This window comes from Bifidobacterium longum subsp. longum JCM 1217, from assembly GCF_000196555.1.
GTDB lineage: Bacteria > Actinomycetota > Actinomycetes > Actinomycetales > Bifidobacteriaceae > Bifidobacterium > Bifidobacterium longum.
The window spans coordinates 1,815,630-1,831,444 of record NC_015067.1 but is presented as its reverse complement, the minus strand read 5'-3'; the positions used below and the strand labels follow the sequence as shown (position 1 = coordinate 1,831,444).

Below are 15,815 nucleotides of genomic sequence, written 5' to 3'. Positions count from 1 at the left end.
CTAATCGCGGCGGGGGAGAAGCGTTGATGGTGCAGATATTGCGTTATGGGCATTGCGCTGTCAGTGAACTAGACAGATTGCCTAATTGTGGTGATGGTTCAAATTAGACAACTTGTCTATCATAGTATGTGGAATCTGAACATGGACCTTGAGCTAAGGAGTTACGATGAGCAATCCGAACGAGGACCAGTGGAATGGCCAGACGGGCCAGCCCAACCAGAGCCAGCCGAACCAGCCGAATCCGGCGGGTCAACCGGGCCAACCGCAGTATGGTGCGTATGACAGCAATCATGGCGGCCAATATCCTCCGCAAGGTGCGCCGGGAGCGCAAGACACTCAGAATCAGCATGCGCAGAACGGCCAGCCACAAGGCGAACCGAACCAGAACCCGTACTACGGCCCGTACGCCTACAATCCGAACTATGACCCGAACGGCCAGCCGGCATGGGGGCCGGACGGTCGGCGGTATCAGGCGGACGGCCAATCGAATAGCCAAGCGGACGGGCAGCCGAATGGTCCATGGGGCGATCAAAGTCAACCCGGCTGGCAGCAGACCAACTGGTATGTCGGCAATTTCAGTCCATTCCGCCTGATCGAGGAATGGCTGCCGGAAAAAGCCAAGACCAAGATTCGCATCATTTACGGCGTGGTGGGCGTGGCCGCCATCGCCTTGGGCGCTGCGCTGTTGCTGGTGCCGAACAAGACGCTGGCTTTGGCCGCATTGTTGCTCGGCGTGTATTTCGTGATTTCCGGCGTGGTGCGCATCGTCAGCGCTCTCGTGGAGCCGGGTCTGCCGGGCGGCTGGCGTGTGCTGGACGTGTTCGTCGGCATTCTGCTGACCTTTGGCGGCGTGGTGGTTGTGCGCAACTACGGCATGACCGGTCAGACGCTGGCATTACTCATTACTTTGATGGTCGGTTTCGGATGGATTATGGAAGGCGTGCTGTCGCTGGTTGAATCGTGGCGTATCCCGCATTCCGGCTGGGCCATCGCCTATGCCATCATCTCGATTATCGCCGGCTTCGTGGTGCTGATGAGCCCGCTGAGCTCCGCCGTATTCATGATTATCTTCGGCGGATGCGCCATGGTGGTGATGGGGATTACTTCAGTGATTCGCGCGTTCACTTTCGGCAAGCGTCGCAAGTAATCTCACGCTTCATGCAACCAGTCCCCAGACAATCAATCCAAAGCGCCCGTGCAGGCTATGTGCTGCCGGGCGCTTTTTCTCGGCCTTGGCTATTAATGGGCTGCGAGTGGATTTCAGGTAGGCTTCTGGCGGTTGACCTCGGGCTGGTCTAGAGTTGAGAACAAGTCTCAACAAGGTAGAAAGAATCTCATGATCGAACTGAAAACCCCTCGTGAAATCGAGGAAATGAAGCCGGCTGGTCGTTTTGTCGGCGGCATTCTGAAGGAACTGCAGGAGACCACCAAAGTTGGTACCAACCTGCTCGAAATCGACGAGTTCGTCCACAAGAAGATCGTGGACCGCAAGGGCGCCGAATCCTGCTATGTTGACTACGCTCCTGACTTCGGCACCGGCCCGTTCGCCCACTACATCTGCACCTCCGTCAACGACGCCGTGCTGCACGGCGTGCCGTACGACTACAGCCTGAAGGACGGCGACCTCGTCTCCCTCGATCTCGCCATCTCTGTGGACGGCTGGGTGGCCGATTCCGCCGTCAGCTTCGTGGTCGGCAAAGACCCGGACCCCGAAGACCTGCGCATCATCAAGTGCACTGAGGAAGCGCTCGCCGCCGCCATCGACGTGGCCAAGCCCGGCAACCGTCTCGGCGACATCTCCAACACCATCGGCGACGTCGCGCGCGAATACGGCTACCCGATCAACCTCGAGTTCGGCGGTCACGGCGTGGGCCACATCATGCACGGCGACCCGCACGTGCCGAACGACGGCCGCGCCCACCACGGCTACAAGCTGCGCGAAGGCCTGGTCATCGCCATCGAACCGTGGTTCCTCAAGACCACCGACGAGATCTTCCAGGATCCGAAGGACGGCTGGACCCTGCGTGCCTCCGACGGCTCGCGCGGCGCCCACTCCGAGCACACCATCGCCATCACCGAGAACGGCCCGATCGTCTTCACCGATCGCACCAACCTCTGATCGGCGTTTGGCGTATGGTAGGTGCCTGATTGGCCTGTGATGGGCGATCAGCGTCTCATTAGCCGTCCGTCTGTTCGCGGTTTTCCCGCGAATTCGAGACGTAACAAGCCGAAGTGCGTTTGCTTTGATAGCATGAGCGCACTTCGGCTTTCGTGTATCGACCGGCATTCGCCAGCGGTAACACAGAAGACATAGAGTACCGAACACTAGTGTTCGCGAACGCGTGAACGTTAATGTTTGGGGTAAGTGGTTCATGAAGAGGAAGGTGCGCGAATGGCAACGGCACAACTTGATGTCGATTCGAACAAGTTCAACCTGCCCGTGGTTAAGGCTAGTGCAGGGCCGGATGGCATCGTCGTTTCCAAACTGCGCAACGATGGCTGGGTAACGCTTGATCCCGGATTCCTCACCACCGCGCAGTGCGAATCGAAAATCACCTACATCGACGGCAAGCATTCGATTTTGCGCTACTGCGGTTACCCCATCGAGCAACTGTGCGAGAACTCCGATTTTCTGGAGGTGGCGTGGCTGCTGCGCCACGGCGAGCTGCCGAGCAGGGCTGAGTATGAGCAGTTCTGTGCGGACATCAATCACAAGACGATGGTTGGCGAAGACTTCCGTACCTTCATGGGTTCGTTCCCGCGCTCCGCTCACCCGATGAGCGTGCTTGCCTCCGCCATCAATGCGCTGGCCACGTTCTACCCGGACACCACCGATATTTCTGACAACGACCAGCTTGATGAGGCCGCCAAGATCATCATGGCCAAGGCCCGTACGATTGTGTCGTACATCTTCCGCCGTCGTCGCGATGAGCCGATGCTGTACCCCGATTACGCGCGCGGCTATGTGGACGACTTCCTGCGCATGTGCTTCGCTGTGCCGTACGAGCCGTTTGAATCCGACCCGCTGTATGTGCATGCTTTGGGTCGTTTGTTGATTATTCATGCCGACCATGAGCAGAACTGCTCGACCTCGGTGGTGCGTATCGCCGGTTCCGCCCACGCCAACCTGTATTCGGCGGTGGCCGCTGGCGTCAATGCGCTGTCTGGTCCGTTGCATGGTGGTGCGAATGAGGCCGTACTGCGCCAATTGAAGGCGATTCGTGATTCCGGCAAGTCTGTGGCCGAGTTCGTGCGTGATGCCAAGGAGAATGGCCAGAAGATTTCCGGCCTTGGCCACCGTGTATACAAGTCGTATGATCCGCGCGCGGCGATTGCCAGGAAGTATCTGGAAAAGATCATGGAGCGCGAAGATACGCAGAAGCTGCCGTCTGACGAGCGCGCGCTGTTCGCCGTGGCCACCGAGCTTGAAGATATTGCGCTGAATGACGAATATTTCGTATCGCGCAACCTGTATCCGAACGTCGACTTCTACACGGGCTTGATTTATCGGGCGATCGGCTTCGATCCGGCCATGTTCACCACGCTGTTCGCGCTGGGCCGCATTCCCGGTTGGATTGCGCAGTACCGTGAGATGTTGGCCGACCCGAATACCAAGATCGGCCGCCCACGCCAGGTCTACACCGGTCCGGTCGAGCGCGATTTCGTGCCGATGGACGAGCGGTGATTGTTGGTTTGAGAAAGCGCTTCGCTGGAGATTCCAGTGAGGCGCTTTCTATATGTACAGCGCAAACCAGCTATGCTGCGACGGCTGCATAAGAACTAGCAGGGCTAGTTCTGAAATTGAAATAATGTGTGCGGTATCGAGGCGCACCGAGGGAAGGCGTACGAAGGTACGTCGACCGAGGGGCAACGAAGATAACGCTCCATTATTTCAATTTCAGTTCTTGTGCAGCTTGGCGTTGAGCTTAATTCCCACCTTGCGGTAGCGGGCTTCGATGCGGCCGTTCACCGAGTTGCGGATAAACAGAATGTTGTCTTTGCCGGAGAGCTCAGCACCCTTGACCACTTCCAGCGGTTCGCCAGCGGCGGCCTTGGCCTTGTCCCAGATGGTGATCTTAGTGCCGGCGGTGATGTACAGACCGGCTTCGACGGTGCAGTTATCGCCCAGAGAGATGCCGATACCGGCGTTGGCGCCGAGCAGCGAGTGCTCGCCGATGGAATTGCGCAGCTTGCCGCCACCGGACAAGGTGCCCATGATGGAGGCACCGCCGCCGATGTCGGAACCGTCACCCACGACCACGCCTTGCGAAACACGGCCTTCGACCATGGAAACGCCGAGCGTGCCGGCATTGAAGTTCACGAATCCGGCGTGCATCACGGTGGTGCCGGAAGACAAGTAAGCGCCGAGGCGCACGCGGTCGGCGTCGCCGAGGCGCACGCCGGTGGGCACTACGTAATCGATCATGCGCGGGAACTTATCCACACCGAACACGTTGACAGTGGCGGCAGGAGCTGCGGCAGGCAGTCCGGCCTGGGAGGCGAAAGCGAGAGCGGCTTCGGTGGAGGCGCGTTCGACGTCGGCCTTGCGCAGCGTGAAGTCTTCAACGGCGAAGGGGCCGTAGTTGGTCCACACCACATTGGCGAGCTGGGCGAAGATGCCGTCGAGGTTCAGCGTGTTCGGCTTGGCCATGCGCATGCTCATCAAATGGAGCTTCAGGTAAGCGTCTGCGGCATTACTGATCGGCTCGTCCAACTGGCTGACGACGAATACCGGCACGCGGCGAATGCCACGGGCGTCGGCCTCATCGTGAGCCAAAGTACCGAAATTGTGGTTCGGGCGATCGGACTCGGCCGGTGCCTCACCGAGATTCAGTTCGGGGTACCAGACGTCCAGGGTGGTGCCGGCGGCGTCTACGCTGGCCAGACCCCAGCCCCATGCGGTACGCTCTTCGCTCATAGTTGCTCCTTATTGTTGTACGCGCTAGTGCACGCTTGTGGACGCGCGATGCGATTAATGATTCCCACCTTAGCCTTATGTGCGCCTAGGTGAGGGACGATGCCCGCGAAATGGCTTGAAATCGTATTTCCCGGTAAAAAATTACCGAGTGTGATTGGCGATGGGATGATAGGTTCTCCGGTGAAATTCGCTGGTGAACAACTCGACAAGGAGGTGTGCGATGTGATGTTGCATCATTCGGGAGCATAGGCTGTGGCCATGCGACGCCCGGCATCATAGAGTTTGCGCTTGAGCGAATCGGGCTCAAGAATCACTACGCGGCCATCCCAGGAATACTGCAATGCCCACCAGAACACAGCGCGTTCGGGAGCATCGACGATGACTTCGAACTGTGTGCCGTCCGGTGAATGTTTGATTTGAGGGTCGTCGAACCATTCGAACACGTTGTTGAGCATGGATTCGTCTCGTACGGCCATGCGGATGCGAATCGGGGCATCGGCTACGGGGTATGGACGGTGGCGCATGAAGTTCACTGCGTCAAAATCAGCTGGTGCTGGTTTTTCCAGTGGCACTGTGCCGTTCCTGCCTTTGGCGCTGACGTTGGCGATTCGGTTGACCACGAAAATGCGGAGGTTGTCTTCGCCATGCAGGTGGCAGATGAGGTAATAGCGTCCGTTCTTGTACACCATTTGGTAAGGGTCGGCGGTGTAGGTAATTCGGCCTGCACCCGTACGGCTTTTATGCGGTATCAAGGTGCCATCCGGTCCGTAATCACGGTATTGGAAGGTTACGCCGTGGCCTTCTTCGATGGCTTGATTCAGCTGGTCGATAGTGGATAGGAACTCACCGTTGATATGCGTGTAGGTGGCCACATGGTCCAGGTAGCCTACTGCCTGCCCGGCGGCGCCTGCGAGCTCGCGGATTTTACCGATGAGGTCGTCCATGGTGTCGAGGCTGATGCGAGATAGGGTAAGACTGTCTAGTAGCAGTCGCATTTCGGCAGTGGACAGGAATGCATCAAGATACCAGCCGGGTTGTGGATTCTTGCATTCGATGCCGGCAAGGTCGCTTTCGGTGAGATGCCCGATATGTCTGCCGAGAAATTCCGTGGAGGTCAGCTTTTTGAGCTGGTTTCGTATGGTCTTCTCGGTCGGCAGCTCGCTTGGATCTTCCAGCTGGTGTTTACGGGCAAGCTCATCGAGTATTTGCCGCACGGTCAGGCCATGCCCAAAGTAACTGTGACGCCACAGCACCTCGAAGATTTCGAGGGTGGTGTTCCCTGCATAGGATTTGCGTTGCGCCGGCTTGTCTGCATCCATACATTAAGGCTACCGCGCGCTTCGTCTAGGATGGAAACGTTGGGTTGAAATACATTCGCTGGAAAGGAGGCTCGCCCATGAGCAAAGGGTATGGTGTGTTTGGCCATGTTCCCGATAATGCGGATGACGATGGCCTCCTGCCTTATGAGGATGATGATTCCGGCGTTTCCTGGGGCCATGCGTTGCGTCGTCGCAATCCTTGGAAAAGAGGAGACGACGAAGATGCCGATTACGACGACGGTCGGTATGACATAGATGACACTGATGACACTAATGGGGGCAGGGGCATCTATGCCGGTAAAAGCGGCGGAGTAGGCGGCATTTCTGGTGAGACGGGTGGAATACTTGGTAGCTCAGGCGCGGCCGGCAGCAGAGACGTAACGTTTGGTGGAACGGACAGTTTGTCCGCCGCCGATGCGGTGATGCCCTATCGTTTCAGGCAAGGACGTTCCGTATGGTTCGACGATGAGGACGAAGGCCATTTCGCCGGGTCTGCGAAGCGTGCCGAAGCCCATGCCGTCCCTATCCTTGCGTTACGCAACGATGTGGAATCGTCATCGTCGAATGCCGTGCTCGCTCGTGCCCGTAGCATTGCGCGCAAAGCGGCCACCATGGTTATCAATCCGGTATACAGCGAAAATCATCGAACCGGGTATGCCGAGCTTGACGGTATTCTACGTGGCACCACCAGCCCATCGAGTAGGTATCGTACCAGCGTGCAATTCGACCTCGATACGGGAGAAGCCGTCGGCGGCAAGTGCTCATGCCCGGCTTACGGCCGTGGCTATGGCATGTGCAAGCACATGATTGCGCTCGCCTTCATATTCTGCGATGATCCGCAGCGTTTTGAAGGCTACCGTGCCGGGGCCGCACGACCGTCTCGGACGCTGATTGACTATATGGAGCACGCCGATAGGCAAGACGCTCAAGCCAAAATTCGTCGTCGCAATGCGGTTATGCGTCGGTTTGATGCCACGCAAGGGAAAAACGGTGCAAATGCTCGGCGTACAAAAAGCGGATACGGCTCTCGTGCCGGCACCCGAGGCGGCGGGTATCAGGGTGACAGCGAGACTGTGGGCTTGGGGCAGGTGCAGCTTGTCCCGATATTGAGTTTCATCGACGGCGTGTGGAGCGTGGAGTTCAAGATCGGCTCGGCTTCCAATGGGTCCAGCTATGTGCTGAAATCGATTCCGCAATTTGTGCTTGCCATGGCGAACGGCGACTATGCGGATTATGGGCAGAAGCTTGCCTTTATTCATACGCCGGATATGCTCGATGATGATTCGCGCCCCCTGCTGGACGTCCTTGATGATGCGATGGCCGTGCGTCGTGCGGCCGAGCAGCAGGACAGGTATTACGGGCATATCGCCATCGACCGTCATCTGACGCTTTCAGCACCGGAAGTGGCCCGGTTGCTGTCCGTACGTGAGGGCAGAGGCGTACAGCTCGTGCTGAACACATGGTTCTCCGGGCAGCCTGCATCGGTGCCAGTTGATGGTGGCGAGCCAGATTTTCTCATGCGCATTGCGCGGCGTGATTTCAATACGTATGGTCCGGATGCCGGATACCTGCTTACCGGAGTGCCAGCGGTGGAAACCGTGATTGACGGCGGCAAGAATGTATGGCTGTTGCTCGCCTCCACTAATCCGGCCGGTGCGGTATCCGCCATGGTGGCGGGCTCTCAGCGTAAAAGCGCAGCAGGATGCCGATTCGTCCGTTGCCCGAAACGATTGATTCCGTTGCGAGGACTATTGGGAGACCTGTTTGAACCCGATGGCGAGGGACAGGTCATTGCCGGCGATGACATCGCCCTATTCGCACGCACGCTATTGCCTCAGCTGGTTGGTGCCGGACTGTTGGAGGCCAGTGAGATTCCTCGCGAGCTGGCTGAATTAAGTCCTACGGAATGCAGCCTCCAGTTTTATCTGGATCGTGATGAGCATGGTGTGCAATGCGAGGTCAAGGCACGCTACGGCGATGCCATTGTCCCGTTGCTACCCGATGGCCCGACGGTGCATGCTGAGGGCGAGCGTTCCATCCCCTTGTCTCGGGGCGTGATTGGGCGTGATTTCGACGCTGAGCATCTTGCGATTGATGTAGTGCGTGAATTCTTTACCATGCCTGACCAGCGCAAGCGCGTTGCGGCCGCCACTCATCAGACGGTGAATGGGTTCCGAACGCCGGCCGCGCGAAAGGCCACCAAAAAATTCGTGTCTGATGCGGCCACTATCGATCGCGATGACACCACGCAGATCGTTCGTCTCTTTGACGAGGGATTGCCGGCACTAAAGGAAGTGGGGGAGGTCTTCACCACACCGGCTTTTGACCGGCTGATCGCGCCCAAGCCACCAAGCGTCAAAGTCGGATTGTCCATCAAAGGCAACTTGGTGGAGATATCACCCCTCGCTGATGAAGTGCCGCCGGACGAAGTGGGTGCCTTGCTATCTTCGTACCGTCGGCGTCAACGATTCCATCAGTTGAAGGACGGCACGCTTGTCAAACTCAGCGGCGCGAATCTCAGCACGTTGGACCGATTGGCCAGCGACCTCGATCTGAGCGAGCAGCAGCTCAACTCCGGACTGATCGAGTTGCCGGGCGGTCGAGCATTCCTACTGGATGGTGAGCTGCCGGATGACGGCTCCGATGTAGTCAAGGACGCTTCGTTCACCGAATACATCGACGATCTCAAGATCATCGACCCTAAGTCGTATGAAGTGCCGGATAGTCTCAAGCATATTCTGCGCCCTTATCAGGTCGAAGGCTTTCAATGGCTGAACACGTTGTGCGACAAGGGTTTTGGCGGCATTCTGGCCGATGAGATGGGCTTGGGTAAATCCGTGCAGCTTATCGCGTTGCTCCTGTCTCGATATCAGCGGAATACCGGCGAGATGGGCGACGGCAGCCTTGGCCCATCGCTGATCGTGTGCCCGGCGTCCTTGGTGTACAACTGGGGTGCCGAATTCACCAAGTTCGCCCCGAGCTTCAATGCCGTGGTGGTGGCCGGTACCAAAGCCGAGCGCCGTACCGCCATCGGCCGTGCGTTCCGGGCGGATGAACCCACCGTGCTCATCACCTCATACGACCTGCTGCGCCGAGATGTCGATGATTACACCGCCAATGAGCAACGTTTCAATGTCATGGCATTGGATGAAGCCCAGTACATCAAGAATCACACCACGAAAATAGCCAAAGCGGTCAAGGCCGTGGCCGCCGACCATCGTTTCGCCTTGACTGGCACGCCGATCGAAAACCGACTCTCCGAACTATGGAGCATTTTCGACTTCCTGATGCCGGGGCTGCTCGGCTCATATAAGCGATTCCATGAGCGTTATGAGTTGCCCATCTCCAATGCCCGGGCCGCGGATGGCAGCACGGCTGAAGGTCGGGCCGCCGCACAAGTCAATCCTGAGGCCGCTCGGGTATCTCGCCAATTGCAGTCGTTGGTGGGCGTGTTCATCAAGCGCAGGCTGAAGTCCCAGGTGTTGACCGATTTGCCGGACAAGCTAGAGACCACGCTGACCGTGCGGCTTGCCGGCGAACAGCGCAAACTGTATGCGGCTCACGAGCAGCGGCTCAGAATGCAGCTCGAACACAGCGAAGAAGCCGATTTCAACACGTCGAAGATTCGCATCCTCGCCGAGTTGACCAAGTTGCGCCAGATCTGCTGCGATCCGAGGCTGCTGTACGCCGATGCCAAGGATCAATCGGCCAAGCTTGCCGCCATCACCGAACTGGTGGAAACCTGTGTGAACGAAGGCAAGAAGGCGCTGATCTTCTCCCAGTTCACCAGCTTCCTTGATCTGATCGCCGAACGTTTCGACGCGCAAGGCCTGCGCTACTACACCATCACCGGCTCCACGCCCAAGAAGAAGCGTCTCGAACTCGTCGACCAGTTCAATGCGGACGATACGCCTGCCTTCCTGATTTCCCTGAAGGCCGGCAACACCGGACTGAACCTGACCGGTGCCAGCGTGGTCATCCACGCCGACCCATGGTGGAACGCCGCCGCACAGGATCAGGCCACCGACCGAGCACATCGTATCGGCCAGACCGAAGACGTCAACGTGTATCAGGTGGTGGCCAAGGACACCATCGAAGAACGTATCTTGGAGCTTCAGCATACTAAGAGCGAGCTCGCCCGCCAGTTCACCGACGCTTCCTTGCTTGCCGACGAAGCCGGCACCGGCGCCAGCGCCCTCACCGAAGCCCCCGCCTCCATCGCCACCCTCACCAAGGACGATCTCCTCAATCTGCTGGGGTGACAGAGCTTCTTTGTGCACTCCCCATCCCGATTAAGAACATGTGTATTCATGGGTTTGCGGATGTGTAGGTGAATGGTGAAAGTGTTTTTCGATATTTTTATATCGATATTCGATATATTATGATGGTGGCATACGGTGCAGTGCAGGTTCATCCATTGATATTGATATTGGATTAAGGAGCATAGCCATGAACGCTGGTATCGCATTCATTTCTCGTAAATCTCGCAAAACAGACGTCGCTTGGCGCTATGCCATTGCCGTGGTGCTTGTCGTGTGTTGTATTGGGCTCGCATATGTGGAGATTGTTGTGGCGCCGTGGTTTATCAATGAGGTGGTGTCTATGTTTCCGGAGACCACGTTGCTTAAAGAACCGTCCATGTTCTGGGAATGGGCGATTCTGCTCGCCGTTCAGGCGACTTTGCTGTGCACGGCGGCCAAATTGGTGGTACCGGAGCGTCTGTTGGCTCAAGCAGCTGGACTGCTGGATATGATTCGTATCGTCGCGCTTATCGTCGTGTTTTCGGTAACCACTACCGGTAACATCACAATCTGCCTCATGAATTTCGGAACTCCGGGCTTTGTATATGGCGTGGCCCTATGCAGCCTCGCTGCGATCATCGCCATCATCGTGCTGCTGAAACGGCGGCGCTACAGCACCTGCTCCATGCCGATGTAATATGGAGTGAGTCCCATGCGTTCGTAGAAGGCTTGGGCTTTGGGGTTGCAGGCCCAGACGTTGAGCGTTACGTTGTGGCAGCCGGATTGACGGGCGAAGTCGAGCACGTAGCGATACAAGGTGGAGCCTACATGGTGGCCGCGGGACCACTCGTCAACGCATAGATCATCGATGTACAGGGTTTTGATATCGGTCAGGATATTGCTGTTGAGGTGCTGCTGGAACACGCAGAATGCGTAGCCAAGCACTTGGTCGGTGGCGGGGGAGTCGGCGTTATGTTCGGCGTCATTGCCGTCATTGGCAGATGGCGCAACCGCCACGAACACAGGGGTCTGATCGTTGGCCAGAATCGCCTTCAATTCCTCGTCCGTGTATTTCTTGACACCGCCTTTGAACAGATCCGGTCGGCCGGCATGATGCACTTCGAGCACCTGCCGCAGCAGTTCGTCGATCTGGGGAATATCGGCCGCCGTGGCCCTACGAATCGTCATGTCATCCATTGAACTCAGTCTAATCGGGCAGTCTCGACCGGCAGATGATTGTTGCCCGCGATAAGAGACACGGACGGGCAAGATGGGTGATCGTTCGTTCAGGCTCTCATTCTCGCCGCAACGTCACGGTAGTCTGGAGTGCGTGAATCGCAAGAAACAGCCAGTGGAGAAGTATGAGCGGGGTACCCGTTCGTACACGATGTCGCATATTCGTGGCAAAGACACCAAAATTGAGGTACTGGTACGCAGCTACCTGTTTCGCAAGGGGTTGCGATTCCGCAAGAACGACAAGCGTTACCCCGGACACCCGGATGTAGTACTGCCGAAATACCACGCCATCGTGTTTGTCAACGGCTGTTTCTGGCACATGCATGAAGGATGTTCCAAACATTCGATGCCGAAATCGAACGTGGAATTCTGGCAGGCGAAACTACTGCGCAATCACAATCGAGACATCGCGCAGCGAGCCGAACTGGAGGCCGCTGGCTGGCGTGTAATTACCGTATGGGAGTGCGAATTAACGAAAGCCGTGCGCGACGAACGCCTCGTACGGCTGTATGAGCAGATTGTTGAAGGAGATGCAGATTCAGCGGAATAATTTCAGCTCCCCTCTGGAGGGGAGCTGAAATCAGGATTCAAACGGGAACTTCAGGCCCCAACGGTCACGAATCGCATCCATCAGCTCCATGATGCGGATGGTGTCGGCGTGCGGCATCGCCTCGCATTCGATCTTGCCGTCCAGCAGCGCGTTGGCCGCGTCGGCCACCTCATACTCATAACCGGTCAACTGCGGCGGCACCGCAATGCTGCGCACGGGCTTGTGGGCGTTGTCATAGATGTCGATGGACTCGGGATTGTTGATATTGGTGACCACCAGATAACCCTCGGTGCCCCACACATAGCCGCCGCGGTCGGAGGAAACCAGCATCGAACTGGTGGACACGGCCATCGTGCCGTCGCTGTAATACAACGTGGTGGAATTCTGCGCATCCACACCGGTTTCGGCGGGCACCATCGACGTATCGAAATGATCAAGTGTACGGCCATGGTCGGCGCCGACCGCCATATCCAGGAAGTTCAGCGGATACACGCCCACATCGAGCAGCGCGCCACCGGCACAGGCCGGATCGGTCATACGTGCCTTGCCGGACACCGGATAGCACAGGTTGGCGTTCGCCGCTTTCACCTCGCCGATCTCGCCGGACTCGATAACTTCGTTGATGAGCTTGCGGCTGGGCATGTAGCGCGTCCAGATGGCCTCCGTGCACAGCATGCCGGTTTCCTCGGCCACGGCCAGCGCCTCACGTGCTTGCCCGGCGTTCGCGGTGAACGACTTCTCCACCAGCACGTTCTTGCCGGCTTTCATACACAGGATCGCCTGTTCGGCGTGCAGACTGTGCGGGGTGGCGATATACACCAGATCCACATCCGGGTCCGCCACCAACTCCTCATACGATCCATAAGCCTTGTCAAAATGCCATTGGTCGGCAAAAGCCTGCGCGCGCGTAATATCACGGGCCGCTACCGCATACGGGTGAATCCATGAGGAATACAGTGAATCTTCAGCCATCTGGGTCAGGGTGTCGGCCATGGTGTGAGCTATGCGGCCCGCACCCAGAATCGCGACGTTGATCTTTTCGCCGCTGGCCTCGAACTCGGCGCGTTTGCCATTGAATCGACTCATTATTTCTCCTTGAATACGGGTTGGTGCACTCAATCGACCTACAGTGATTATAGAAGAAGAAACCTTGTCCCGTGAGGCGGATAGAACCGAAATATGGAAAACGAAGCAGCGCAGCAGCCCCAATCTCCGGCCGCGTCTCCAGTCATGTCCCGCCGAGCGCGTGAGGCCAATCCCTTCCGTGCCATGGTATTCGGCGAACAAGCAGACAAGATGATCGCCCAAGGTACCAGCGTCATCAAATTAAGCCTTGGCGAGCCCGATTTCGGCGCGCCGCCCGCCGTACGCGACGCCATGCGCGAACAGTACGACGGCCGGGCCCTGCCGTACACCGCCGCCATGGGCCTACCTGAACTGCGTCAGGCCATCGCCGACTTCTACCGCGAGCGTCATGACCTTGACATCGACCCCAAGCGTATCTGCGTGACCGCCGGCGGTTCGGCCGCTCTGCTGTTGGCCACCGCGCTGACCGTGGACCCCGGTGACGATGTGATTGTGGCCGACCCCTCCTACCCATGCAACCGCGAACTTGTGCGGTCGTTTGAAGGCCGGGTCATCGATGTGCCGACCTCGGCCGCCACCCGCTTCCACCTGACCGCCGACCTGTGCAGCCAGTACTGGACGAGCAAGACCAAGGCCGTAATGATCACGTCGCCGTCCAACCCCACCGGCACCACCATCGACTTCAACGTATTGGACGAGGTGTGCAAGTTGGCCGCCAGCCGCGGCGCATGGCGCATCGTGGACGAAACCTACCTTGATTTGGCTGACCGGGAGCCGGACGGTACCGAAGTCAAGTCCGTACTGGCCTGCGACCCCGATGCCATCGTATGCAACAGCTTCTCCAAGTTCTTCGGCATGACCGGCTGGCGCCTCGGCTGGGCGATTCTGCCGGACGAGCCCACTGTGCTGGAAGCGGTTGACGATCTGGCCACCAACTACTACCTGTGCGCCCACACGCCCACGCAACATGCGGCGCTCGCCTGCTTCACGCCGGAAAGCTTGGCGGAATGCGAAGCTCGTCGTCAGGAATTGCTGGCCCGTCGCCGCATTGTGATTGACGGGCTCAAGCGCATCGGTTTGCCGGTTGAGGTGGAGCCGAATGGCGCGTTCTACGCCTACTTCGACATCTCCCGCACTGGTCTGGATGCCTGGACGTTCTGCGAACGCGCGCTGGATGAAGCCCATGTGGCTCTGACTCCTGGCCGCGACTTCGGCGCGGCCACGGCGGATACGCATGTGCGCCTGAGCTATGCCGCCTCACGTGAGGCCCTGACCGAGGGGCTGGAACGTCTCGGAACGTTCGTCGAATCGCTGTGAACGGCGCGGCAGCCGGTGTGATTGTTGTACAGTAGTCGAGTTTGTGTGATGTTCGGCTGGCCTCACGGTGTTGGTTGCCGGCCGAACGACTCGCCATGGTGGCGCACGGCTGGCTGATTGCGATGGTCGGCCCGTTGTTCGGCCATCACGGGTTAGGTAAGGTCAGGAATAGGAATCATGGTCAATCTGCGTTCGCATACCACGCGACTTGGTGTGCTTGATATCGGTTCGAACACTATCCACATGCTTATCGTCGACGCCGCCCCCGGCGCTCGCCCTGACCCCGAGGCCAGCACCAAATCCACAGTGCGCCTGATGAAGTATTTAAAGGACGACGGCTCAATCAAGAAGTCCGGCATCGAGGCGATTCTGGAAGCCGTGTCCCAGTGCATGCGGCTGGCCGAGGAATACGAAATCACCCAGCTGCTGGTTATGGCCACCTCCGCCCTGCGCGAGGCGCCGAACGGCAACAAAGTGATTCACAAGATCGAGGAACTGATTGGTCAGGGCGTCACTGTGCTGTCTGGCACGGATGAGGCTCGCCTGACCTTCCTGGCCGCCCGCCGTTGGTATGGTTGGGATGCCGGCCGACTGCTGGTGCTGGACATCGGCGGCGGTTCGCTCGAAGTGGCGATGGGCTCCGACGAAGAGCCGACCGTAGCGCTTTCCGCCCCGGCTGGCGCGGGCCGCGTCACCACTGAATTTCTGCCTTCCGGCATGGCCACGCCCGACGAGTTGGAAGACGTGCGTAAGAACGTGCGCAAGATTCTGGAGCCGATGGTCAAGGTTTTCCCGCAATCCAAGCACCCGAATCATGCAGTTGGCACCTCCAAGACCTTCCGCTCGCTGGCTCGCCTGTGCGGTGCGGTGATGCGTGCGCCGGGCCGCGAAGATTCATGGATTATGACTCGTGAGCAGTTGGAAGACTGGATTCCTCGTTTGGCGGCGATCGCGCCTGAGCAGCGCGTGGCTTTGCCCGGCATCACGCCTGAACGCACGATGCAGATTGTGGGCGGCGGCGTGGTGGCCGACGAGATCATGAAGGCCCTGAATATTCAGGAAGTCGAGATCTGCCCGTGGGCGCTGCGTGAAGGCGCGATTTTGCGCTGGCTCGACCAATTCGGCCGCACCCGCCTCGGTTTCTAGTC

Annotated in this window: 12 protein-coding genes; 8 read left to right on the top strand and 4 right to left on the bottom strand. The window is 58.3% G+C overall.

The features are described 5' to 3' along the window. Positions 1-166: 166 nt before the first annotated feature. The 3 genes from BLLJ_RS07885 (at position 167) to BLLJ_RS07875 (ending at position 3,685) form a co-directional block, all read left to right on the top strand. On the top strand, positions 167-1,147 hold the full coding sequence (locus BLLJ_RS07885; protein ID WP_013582897.1) for an HdeD family acid-resistance protein: 981 nt from the start codon (positions 167-169) through the stop codon (positions 1,145-1,147). A 189-nt stretch (positions 1,148-1,336) separates the two neighbouring features. Further along, on the top strand, positions 1,337-2,119 hold the full coding sequence (gene map, locus BLLJ_RS07880) for a type I methionyl aminopeptidase (RefSeq protein ID WP_007052460.1): 783 nt from the start codon (positions 1,337-1,339) through the stop codon (positions 2,117-2,119). Between the two features lie 273 nt (positions 2,120-2,392). Next, positions 2,393-3,685 (top strand): citrate synthase, encoded by a 1,293-nt coding sequence (locus tag BLLJ_RS07875; RefSeq protein WP_007053894.1) that lies wholly within the window; start codon positions 2,393-2,395, stop codon positions 3,683-3,685. Between the two features lie 213 nt (positions 3,686-3,898). Here BLLJ_RS07875 and dapD read toward each other — a convergent pair whose 3' ends face one another. Together dapD and BLLJ_RS07865 are read right to left on the bottom strand one after the other, a co-directional pair. Then, positions 3,899-4,918 carry a 2,3,4,5-tetrahydropyridine-2,6-dicarboxylate N-succinyltransferase gene (gene dapD, locus BLLJ_RS07870; protein ID WP_013582896.1) on the bottom strand — a complete coding sequence of 340 codons (1,020 nt, stop codon included), beginning with the start codon at positions 4,916-4,918 and terminating at the stop codon, positions 3,899-3,901. 233 nt (positions 4,919-5,151) lie between these two features. Then, positions 5,152-6,237 carry a WYL domain-containing protein gene (locus tag BLLJ_RS07865; RefSeq protein ID WP_007052464.1) on the bottom strand — a complete coding sequence of 362 codons (1,086 nt, stop codon included), beginning with the start codon at positions 6,235-6,237 and terminating at the stop codon, positions 5,152-5,154. Between the two features lie 77 nt (positions 6,238-6,314). Between BLLJ_RS07865 and BLLJ_RS07860 the strand changes: the two genes are divergently transcribed. Then, positions 6,315-10,499, top strand: coding sequence for a DEAD/DEAH box helicase (locus BLLJ_RS07860; protein WP_007058870.1), 4,185 nt, complete (start codon positions 6,315-6,317; stop codon positions 10,497-10,499). A 187-nt stretch (positions 10,500-10,686) separates the two neighbouring features. Then, a complete protein-coding gene (locus BLLJ_RS07855; RefSeq protein WP_007052466.1) occupies positions 10,687-11,175 on the top strand; it encodes a hypothetical protein in 489 nt (162 codons plus the stop codon). Here BLLJ_RS07855 and BLLJ_RS07850 read toward each other — a convergent pair. Then, on the bottom strand, positions 11,148-11,675 hold the full coding sequence (locus tag BLLJ_RS07850; RefSeq protein ID WP_007053897.1) for a GNAT family N-acetyltransferase: 528 nt from the start codon (positions 11,673-11,675) through the stop codon (positions 11,148-11,150). The two genes, BLLJ_RS07855 and BLLJ_RS07850, sit on opposite strands and share 28 nt — an antisense overlap. 133 nt (positions 11,676-11,808) lie before the next feature. On the opposite strand from BLLJ_RS07850, the gene BLLJ_RS07845 reads away from it, so the two are divergent. Then, on the top strand, positions 11,809-12,264 hold the full coding sequence (locus tag BLLJ_RS07845; protein ID WP_007055942.1) for a very short patch repair endonuclease: 456 nt from the start codon (positions 11,809-11,811) through the stop codon (positions 12,262-12,264). A gap of 30 nt (positions 12,265-12,294) precedes the next feature. On the opposite strand, the gene BLLJ_RS07840 is transcribed toward BLLJ_RS07845, so the two are convergent. Further along, entirely contained in the window at positions 12,295-13,350 is a 1,056-nt protein-coding gene (locus BLLJ_RS07840) for a Gfo/Idh/MocA family protein (RefSeq protein WP_013582895.1), read from the bottom strand. Positions 13,351-13,443: 93 nt separating this feature from the next. On the opposite strand from BLLJ_RS07840, the gene BLLJ_RS07835 reads away from it, so the two are divergent. Beyond that, on the top strand, positions 13,444-14,667 hold the full coding sequence (locus BLLJ_RS07835; RefSeq protein ID WP_008783085.1) for an aminotransferase class I/II-fold pyridoxal phosphate-dependent enzyme: 1,224 nt from the start codon (positions 13,444-13,446) through the stop codon (positions 14,665-14,667). Positions 14,668-14,844: 177 nt separating this feature from the next. After that, a complete protein-coding gene (locus BLLJ_RS07830; RefSeq protein ID WP_007052472.1) occupies positions 14,845-15,813 on the top strand; it encodes a Ppx/GppA phosphatase family protein in 969 nt (322 codons plus the stop codon). Positions 15,814-15,815 lie beyond the last annotated feature (2 nt).

Excerpts from the sequence above, each read along its gene's own strand:
- BLLJ_RS07885 (WP_013582897.1), top strand. The coding sequence starts at position 167 with ATGAGCAATCCGAACGAGGACCAGTGGAATGGCCAGACGGGCCAGCCC.
- BLLJ_RS07840 (WP_013582895.1), bottom strand. The coding sequence starts at position 13,350 with ATGAGTCGATTCAATGGCAAACGCGCCGAGTTCGAGGCCAGCGGCGAA.
- BLLJ_RS07855 (WP_007052466.1), top strand. The coding sequence starts at position 10,687 with ATGAACGCTGGTATCGCATTCATTTCTCGTAAATCTCGCAAAACAGAC.
- BLLJ_RS07835 (WP_008783085.1), top strand. The coding sequence starts at position 13,444 with ATGGAAAACGAAGCAGCGCAGCAGCCCCAATCTCCGGCCGCGTCTCCA.
- BLLJ_RS07875 (WP_007053894.1), top strand. The coding sequence starts at position 2,393 with ATGGCAACGGCACAACTTGATGTCGATTCGAACAAGTTCAACCTGCCC.
- dapD (WP_013582896.1), bottom strand. The coding sequence starts at position 4,918 with ATGAGCGAAGAGCGTACCGCATGGGGCTGGGGTCTGGCCAGCGTAGAC.
- BLLJ_RS07860 (WP_007058870.1), top strand. The coding sequence starts at position 6,315 with ATGAGCAAAGGGTATGGTGTGTTTGGCCATGTTCCCGATAATGCGGAT.
- map (WP_007052460.1), top strand. The coding sequence starts at position 1,337 with ATGATCGAACTGAAAACCCCTCGTGAAATCGAGGAAATGAAGCCGGCT.
- BLLJ_RS07865 (WP_007052464.1), bottom strand. The coding sequence starts at position 6,237 with ATGGATGCAGACAAGCCGGCGCAACGCAAATCCTATGCAGGGAACACC.
- BLLJ_RS07830 (WP_007052472.1), top strand. The coding sequence starts at position 14,845 with ATGGTCAATCTGCGTTCGCATACCACGCGACTTGGTGTGCTTGATATC.
- BLLJ_RS07850 (WP_007053897.1), bottom strand. The coding sequence starts at position 11,675 with ATGGATGACATGACGATTCGTAGGGCCACGGCGGCCGATATTCCCCAG.